The sequence below is a fragment of the Streptomyces sp. AC602_WCS936 genome (genome assembly GCF_019049125.1).
Classification (GTDB): Bacteria; Actinomycetota; Actinomycetes; order Streptomycetales; family Streptomycetaceae; genus Streptomyces.
In genome coordinates this window covers 1-6365 of the sequence record NZ_JAGMUF010000094.1, presented here as the reverse complement: position 1 = coordinate 6365, position 6365 = coordinate 1, and the positions used below count along the sequence as shown (strand labels likewise).

9 protein-coding genes are annotated in these 6365 nt (G+C 66.3%); 8 read left to right on the top strand and 1 reads right to left on the bottom strand.

The window, feature by feature from the left end; genetic code table 11:
- Nucleotides 1-325: 325 nt before the first annotated feature.
- The 8 genes from KUM03_RS29150 (at nucleotide 326) to KUM03_RS29115 (ending at nucleotide 4990) form a co-directional block, all read left to right on the top strand.
- Entirely contained in the window at nucleotides 326-946 is a 621-nt protein-coding gene (locus KUM03_RS29150; protein WP_217253125.1) for a hypothetical protein, read from the top strand.
- A 56-nt stretch (nucleotides 947-1002) separates the two neighbouring features.
- On the top strand, nucleotides 1003-1422 hold the full coding sequence (locus KUM03_RS29145; protein ID WP_217253123.1) for a helix-turn-helix domain-containing protein: 420 nt from the start codon (nucleotides 1003-1005) through the stop codon (nucleotides 1420-1422).
- Between the two features lie 537 nt (nucleotides 1423-1959).
- Complete coding sequence (locus tag KUM03_RS29140) at nucleotides 1960-2223, top strand: hypothetical protein (protein ID WP_217253121.1); 264 nt, start codon at nucleotides 1960-1962, stop codon at nucleotides 2221-2223.
- Nucleotides 2204-2719 carry a DUF6879 family protein gene (locus tag KUM03_RS29135; protein ID WP_217253119.1) on the top strand — a complete coding sequence of 172 codons (516 nt, stop codon included), beginning with the start codon at nucleotides 2204-2206 and terminating at the stop codon, nucleotides 2717-2719. Before KUM03_RS29140 ends, KUM03_RS29135 begins: the two co-directional genes overlap by 20 nt.
- A gap of 12 nt (nucleotides 2720-2731) precedes the next feature.
- A complete protein-coding gene (locus KUM03_RS29130) occupies nucleotides 2732-3574 on the top strand; it encodes a helix-turn-helix transcriptional regulator (protein WP_217253116.1) in 843 nt (280 codons plus the stop codon).
- A gap of 64 nt (nucleotides 3575-3638) precedes the next feature.
- Nucleotides 3639-3851, top strand: coding sequence for a hypothetical protein (locus KUM03_RS29125; RefSeq protein ID WP_217253115.1), 213 nt, complete (start codon nucleotides 3639-3641; stop codon nucleotides 3849-3851).
- Nucleotides 3848-4084, top strand: a complete 237-nt coding sequence (locus tag KUM03_RS29120) for a hypothetical protein (RefSeq protein ID WP_254400062.1) — start codon at nucleotides 3848-3850, stop codon at nucleotides 4082-4084. The genes KUM03_RS29125 and KUM03_RS29120 overlap by 4 nt, the downstream gene beginning before the upstream one ends.
- A gap of 354 nt (nucleotides 4085-4438) precedes the next feature.
- On the top strand, nucleotides 4439-4990 hold the full coding sequence (locus KUM03_RS29115; RefSeq protein WP_217253114.1) for an NUDIX hydrolase: 552 nt from the start codon (nucleotides 4439-4441) through the stop codon (nucleotides 4988-4990).
- A gap of 90 nt (nucleotides 4991-5080) precedes the next feature.
- On the opposite strand, the gene KUM03_RS29110 is transcribed toward KUM03_RS29115, so the two are convergent.
- Nucleotides 5081-6259, bottom strand: a complete 1179-nt coding sequence (locus tag KUM03_RS29110) for a winged helix-turn-helix domain-containing protein (RefSeq protein ID WP_217253112.1) — start codon at nucleotides 6257-6259, stop codon at nucleotides 5081-5083.
- Between the last annotated feature and the right edge of the window lie 106 nt (nucleotides 6260-6365).

Here is a 6365-nt window from a genome sequence, read left to right as displayed (position 1 = left end):
GATCCACGGCCGCGACTGACGGTTTCCCATACCCACACCTACGAGCAGAGAGGCCGACAGACTCATGATCAGCCGCTTTTGTTAGAGCCAGTAAGAGCGTTCCGCGCGGAAACCACCTCTGACCTGCAGCGTTACGAAGTCGTTTGTTCTAGATTTCCAGAACAAACGGTCCCTGAGTGTTCTGGAAACCTAGAACAAAGCCACTCGGCACCTGACGGACCGTCAGATACTTGGGAGGCCGTGCTTGTTCTGCTTCTCCAGAACAAGCCGGTTTACCTGGTGCTACCTTGCTCCAAACGTTGATCACCACTGAAGGACTGTGCTGATGGAACAGCTGCCGATCGTCCGCCCCGGCGAGCGAGTCGTCGCGCGGGCTGACGGCAAGGGCGGCTTGATTCTGGGCGTGGAGAAGATCAAGGGTCGTGAGTTCGCCGCGAGCGCAGAGTGCAGTGGTTACGTGCTGGACGCCCGTCTGCTGATGGACGTGCTCGGCAGCCTCAAGATGCCCGGGAGTTGGTTCCAGGTCTGGTGCAAGCTCGTGGCGCTGCAGAACGCCAACCGTACCGACGATCAGATCCGCGTCGCCGCTCGCGGCTTCGTGAAGACCAACCAGCGCGACCTTCAGGCCCGGTGCAAACTGTCTGCTGCATCCGTGAACGAGGCCAGCCAGTTCTTCACACACATCGGCTGGATGCGCACAGCCAAGCGCGGCATCCTCCAGTTGAACCCGTGGTTGACGGTGGCTGGCACCTCCGGTGAGCAGGAAAGATGGCAGACACTCTGGAACAGCGCCCCGGGCCCAGCCTGCGTCATCCCGCACCCCGACTACCCCAGCGAGTGGCGCCAGGCACGGCAGGACGAGAAGAAGGCCGCCGATAAAGCCCGCCGCAAGGAGAGAGTCGTCCCGCTTCGACAGCGTCGGCCCACCCGCAAGGCGAGTGCATGACCACGTGCGACATATCCTCGTTGCAGCATCGACCTGATCGGAAGCGGTGAGGATCCGTGAGCAGCTCTTACGTCCCCAGTCCTCCCACAGAGGCCCCTGTCACGATCTCCCGTGACGCCCTGCGCCTCCTGGCCCTGGTCGACGTCTCCACAGCCGGCCGTCGCGTCCTGGACCACCTTCTGTACCTCAGTGACCCGGACACCGGCACCGCCGCCATCAGCCAGAACGAAATGTGCGCCGAACTCGGCGCCAGCAAACCGACCGTAAACCGCGGCTTCAAACAACTCCGCGACTGCGGACTCGCCTGGAGCCTCAAAGACGGCCTCTACCAGCTCCACCCCCTCCTCACCGACGGCGCGATCTCATCCCCCGTCATGCCGATTCCGAAGATCAAAGCCGCTGAACCAGAACACTTCACCGAACAACGACGCACCCGGTTCGCCGCCCAGATCGCCAACCTCGCCACCACCAGCTAAAGCCACAGAACGGCACCCCGGGTGTCGGAAAGCGTGAATTACGGCGGGCGGCGGAACTCCCCACGGAGGCCGCCTCCGTCTGCTGGTGCTTGTTCGTCATGGTCGGTACCGCCCGAGACTCAGAGCCGCTGGTGCCGCCCATGGTCTGCGCGGGCCCAGGGGCCCGCACGCGAAGCCGCCTCAGCCACAAGGGGTCCGGCCGGCGCCTGCGGGTCGACCTCAACCACCTTAATACTTACGCAGATCAAGAACACACTGGTCAGCGGCCTGCACATCTGACGATCTGTCACCCCAGGAGGTACACAACGCCTGAGATGTGTACCTCCTGAGTAGTCACATCGCCGACCAGATGTCAGCCAGGCCGACAGTTTTGGGGTCAAAACGTCAGCGAGGCCGACGTTCTCGACGGCGTCCCGTTGAACGGTCTGTCGTCGCCCGCAGGGGGGAGATCTTGGTCGCAATGCCGTCTTGACGCTCTCCGTCGAGAGAGGGATTGTCGTGCAATCGGCTGCAACCGCATCGACGGACGGAGTAGGTATGCGGCTACGTTTTCTCGGGATCATCCCGAACACGCCCGACACGGACTCGCCGACGATCTGGCTGGACGAGGACACAGGGGACCTGCTGATCCAGTCGTACAAGGCCACGGAAGAGGACGTGAAGGCGTGCCAGGAGATCGGTTCCATCCCCGGACACTCCACGGAGGTGCCGGACCACGAGACGATCATCCGCCTGCCCGAGGTCATGTTGCAGTACATCCCGCGCCCGGAGGACAACGCCGGTGACGAACCCCGTCCTTGAAGGCCTGGCCGGAGCCAAGCACTCAGCCGTTCACCTCGAAATGCGCGACGCCTACCAGCCCAGCGACCCCGAGTTCATCGCATGGCAGAACGGCAAGCGCCTCGACCCCACCGCCGACCGGTCGACGTGGTGGCGTCCCTTCCTTGACGTGGTGGCTGAGATGAAGGGCCGCGGAGTCACGCTGCGCCGCGCTCGGATCGTCTCGGAGCCAGTGACGGACTACATCAAGTACGAGTACGACGTGACGTTCCCGAATGTTGCTGCCGGGGAGTTGGTCCGCTGGCTGCCTCGGCGCGGGGCGGCGGACATCCCGCTCCCGGGGACCGACCTGTGGATGTTCGACAACTCCTCGGTGCTGTTCACCTACTTCTCCGGAGTCGGAGAAGTAGTTGACCGTGAGTGGCGCACCGAGCCGGCGGTCGTGGACATGGTCAGCACCGCATTCGAGACGGTGTGGGAACGCGCGACGTCGCACGAGGAGTACAAGCCGGTCTGACCGGCCCACGCCATGCCCGCTTCATCGAGTGTTCAAGCCGCCCGGCAAGTCCTCGCCGATCGTCTCCGGGAGATCTCCAAGGACGCCGGGCTCGACGGCAAGCGGCTCGCCCAGGCGTGCGGGTGGCACCCGTCGAAGGTGTCGCGGATAGCGACCGCCAAGACCTCCCCGTCCACCGACGACATCAGGGCGTGGTGCCATGCCTGCGGCGCGGACGACCAGACAGAGGACCTGGTCGCTTCTTTGCGGGCCGTGGAAGGTATGTGGGTGGAATGGCGTCGGATGGAGCGCGCGGGGCTCCGACAGGCGCAGCAGGCCCGCTTGCCGCTGTACGAGCGAACACGCTGGTTCCGTTCCTACTCGCCAGGCCTCATTCCCGGACTGATCCAGACGTACAGCTATACAGAGGACGTTCTGCAAGGCGTCCAGCGGCGGCGCGTCCAAGTCGACGACGTCGCTGACGCGGTGGCCGCACGGATGGAGCGACAGCGGGTGCTGTACGACGGGCACCGACGCTTCGCGTTCCTGATCGAGGAGCCGGTACTGCGGAACGCGCTGGGCGCGCCCGACACGCAGGTCGAACAGCTTGAGCACCTACTCAGGGTCGCTGCTCTGCCCAACGTCAGCCTGGGTGTTGTGCGCACGTGCCTTGACCGGTCACGGATGCCGGTGGAAGGATTTTGGATCTTTGACACGGCTCAGGTCAACGTCGAGCTGGTCTCCGGCTACCTCACCATCACGCAGCCCCGCGAAGTCACCATGTACGCCGAGACGTTCGCCGAACTGGCCAACCATGCGGCGTACGGAGCGAAAGCCCGCTCGATGATCATGGCGGTCATGGACACGCTCGGATGAACTGCCCTGCAATTGCGTGCAATGCCGTAGGCACCGGGGCCTTCACAGTCCGAAGCTGCTGGTCATGGCCACGAGACACAAGACCACCCAGGAACGATCCGTAGAGCTCCCCATCGGTTTCAACGCCTGGTTGCTGGACTGCGCCCCGGTCCGGGACTGCACGACGTGCCAGTCCGAGTGGCAGCACCTGATGGCGGCCAAGGAACTCGGGCAGATCACGCAGGCCGCCAAGCACGCCACAAACGTCCGCGACCACGCCTCTGGGGCTCACCAATGACGATGGACATGCAGACGTACCGCTGCGGCAGTAATGCGGCCACCAAAGCGGCGGATGCCATCCGCGAAGCCCTGGCGGGCCTCGGCTTCCCCGAAAGCGTCTGGGCCAGCGTGCGCCCAATGGTCACCCACAACGGAAAGGCATACGTGCACCTGGGTATGGTGCGCGCGGACGTGGCCGAGCAGATGGCCGCTGCCATCCGGGCCCCGGCCGAAACCAAGCCTGCTGAGTAGCACCAGCGCCTTTGAGCTGCTTGACCAAGTACTTCATCTGAGCCTGAGCGCTCTTGGGTGAGCAGGGATCACGCGTGCGAACAGACCCTACACGCCCTCGCCGCCGGTCGGGCCTTCGTCTTCACCGTGACGAACTACGACGCCCGGTACTCCCTCCGGGTGTACCCCCTGCCCACCCGACGGCTGGCGCCCCCGCAAGCTCCAGCCCCCACCCGGGTGCCCACCCCACTCCCTGCGCGGGCGGGTCCAGCACCTGTCCTGCGCCTTACGCCCAACCACGAGGTCGACGCCGCCGAACGGGCGGCGATCGCCGGAACGTGGCTGGACTACTTCAACCGCTAGGAGAAGCACCCCATGCCGATCACCGCACAGCACGTGCGCGACACCGTCGCCGCCTACCTCGCCGACCACCCGGAGGAGAAGGACGCCCTTTCGGCCGTGGACGAGGTCGTGGGACAGGCCGGCGATTCGGTCGCCTCCCGCGGGGAGTTCCGCGGACACGTCACCGCCGGCGCCGCCCTCGTCCGCCCCGACGGCCGCGTCCTCACCATCGAGCACCGGGCCCTGCGCAAGTGGTTGCTGCCCGGCGGACACGTCGAGGACAGCGACACGACGCTTCAGGAGGCCGCTCTGCGGGAGCTGGCCGAGGAAACCGGCATCAGCAGTGACCAGGTCGAACCGGCCAGCGACGCTCCCCTCCACATCGACGTTCACTCGATCCCGGCGAACGACCGCAAGGGCGAGCCGGAACACCTGCACTTCGACTTCCGGTTCCTGTTCCGGACCACCGCCGACGCCGTCGAGCTGCAAGAGGAAGAGGTCACGAACTACTCCTGGCAGTTCGCCGACATGCTGACCGCCGAGCCTCTGCGCTCCCGCGTGATGGCAGCGGCGAACCGCCCGTAGCGGGCCGCAGCAAGCCAGCCGTACAGCCCTCGCACCCCGGTGAGGGCCATACGGCTTCCCCGGCGCCCGCGGGAGGCCGCAGGGGAGTGATCAGGCCGTGGCGAGCGTGGTGGTGAGTGGGGTGGTGAGTGTTTCGGGCAGTACTCGCTCGGCGCGTACGTCTGTGCAGCCGACCCACTCGGCGGCCTCCCGGAGTGCTTTCGCCGCAGCCGGTACGTGTTTGGCGCCGGCCAGTGAGATCTGACGGGCCACCAGGGTCTGTCCCTCGCGGGCCGGGTCCACCCTGCCCACCAGGCGTCCGCCCGTCAGCAGTGGCATGGCGAAGTAGCCGTGCACGCGCTTGTCCTTGGGGACGTAGGCCTCCAGGCGGTGGGTGAAGCCGAAGACTCGTTCGGTGCGCGCCCGGTCCCACACCAGTGAGTCGAAGGGCGAGAGCAGCGTGGTGCGGTGGCGGCCGCGCGGCTGTTCCTCCAGGGTGGCAGGGTCGGCCCACGCGGCTGCCGTACGGCCGTCCTTGCCCCAGCCGGCGACCTGTACCTCGACCAGTCCGCTGTCGGGCAGCGCCGAGCGGACCTGTTCCACCGTCAGCCGTTGGTAGTCCGCGAGGTCCTTCACCGTGGCGACTCCCAGCGCCGCCCCGGCCCGCGCGGTGAGTTCGCGCAGGCAGGCCGTGTCGTCCATGTCCTGCGCCAGCAGCTCGGCGGGCACCGCCCGTTCGGCCAGGTCGTAGACCCGTTTCCAGCCCCGGCGTTCGGTGCAGACGACCACACCCGTGTCCAGCAGCCATTCGATGGCGATCTTCGACTCCGACCAGTCCCACCAGGGGCCGCCGTTCTTGGCACCGCCCAGTTCGGTGGCCGTCATGGGGCCCTCACCGCGCAGCCGGGCCAGCACCTCGGCGCAGGAACGTTCTCTGTCGGCCATCTTGTGCCAACGGTGGCCGCGTTCGACAAAGGCCCGGCGCCTGAAGGCGTACAACGGCCAGGCGTCTATGGGGAGTACACAGGCAGCGTGCGACCAGTACTCGAACGCGCGGGTGTGCTGCCAGTACGCCGCGTCCACCGCGTCGCGGCCGACCGCGCCGAGCCGGGCGTAGGGCACCAGCTCGTGCGAGCGGGCCAGCACGGAAATGGTGTCGAGCTGCACAGCGCCCAGCTGGTCCAGCACGGCTCGGGGGTTGCCGCGCCTGCCGTACGCGGCTCCGAGAAGGCCCTGAGCACGCAGGAAGATCCGCCGCGCCTCGTCGGCGGCGAGGGTCAGTTCTGGCATGACCGCAGCCTAAGCGTTGTCCCGTAACTACTGATCGGTACTCGCGTCTGGTTACGTCAGCTGGGCGCCGTGCAGAGAGTTCGTAGCCGCTGATTCTCGGGTCGGC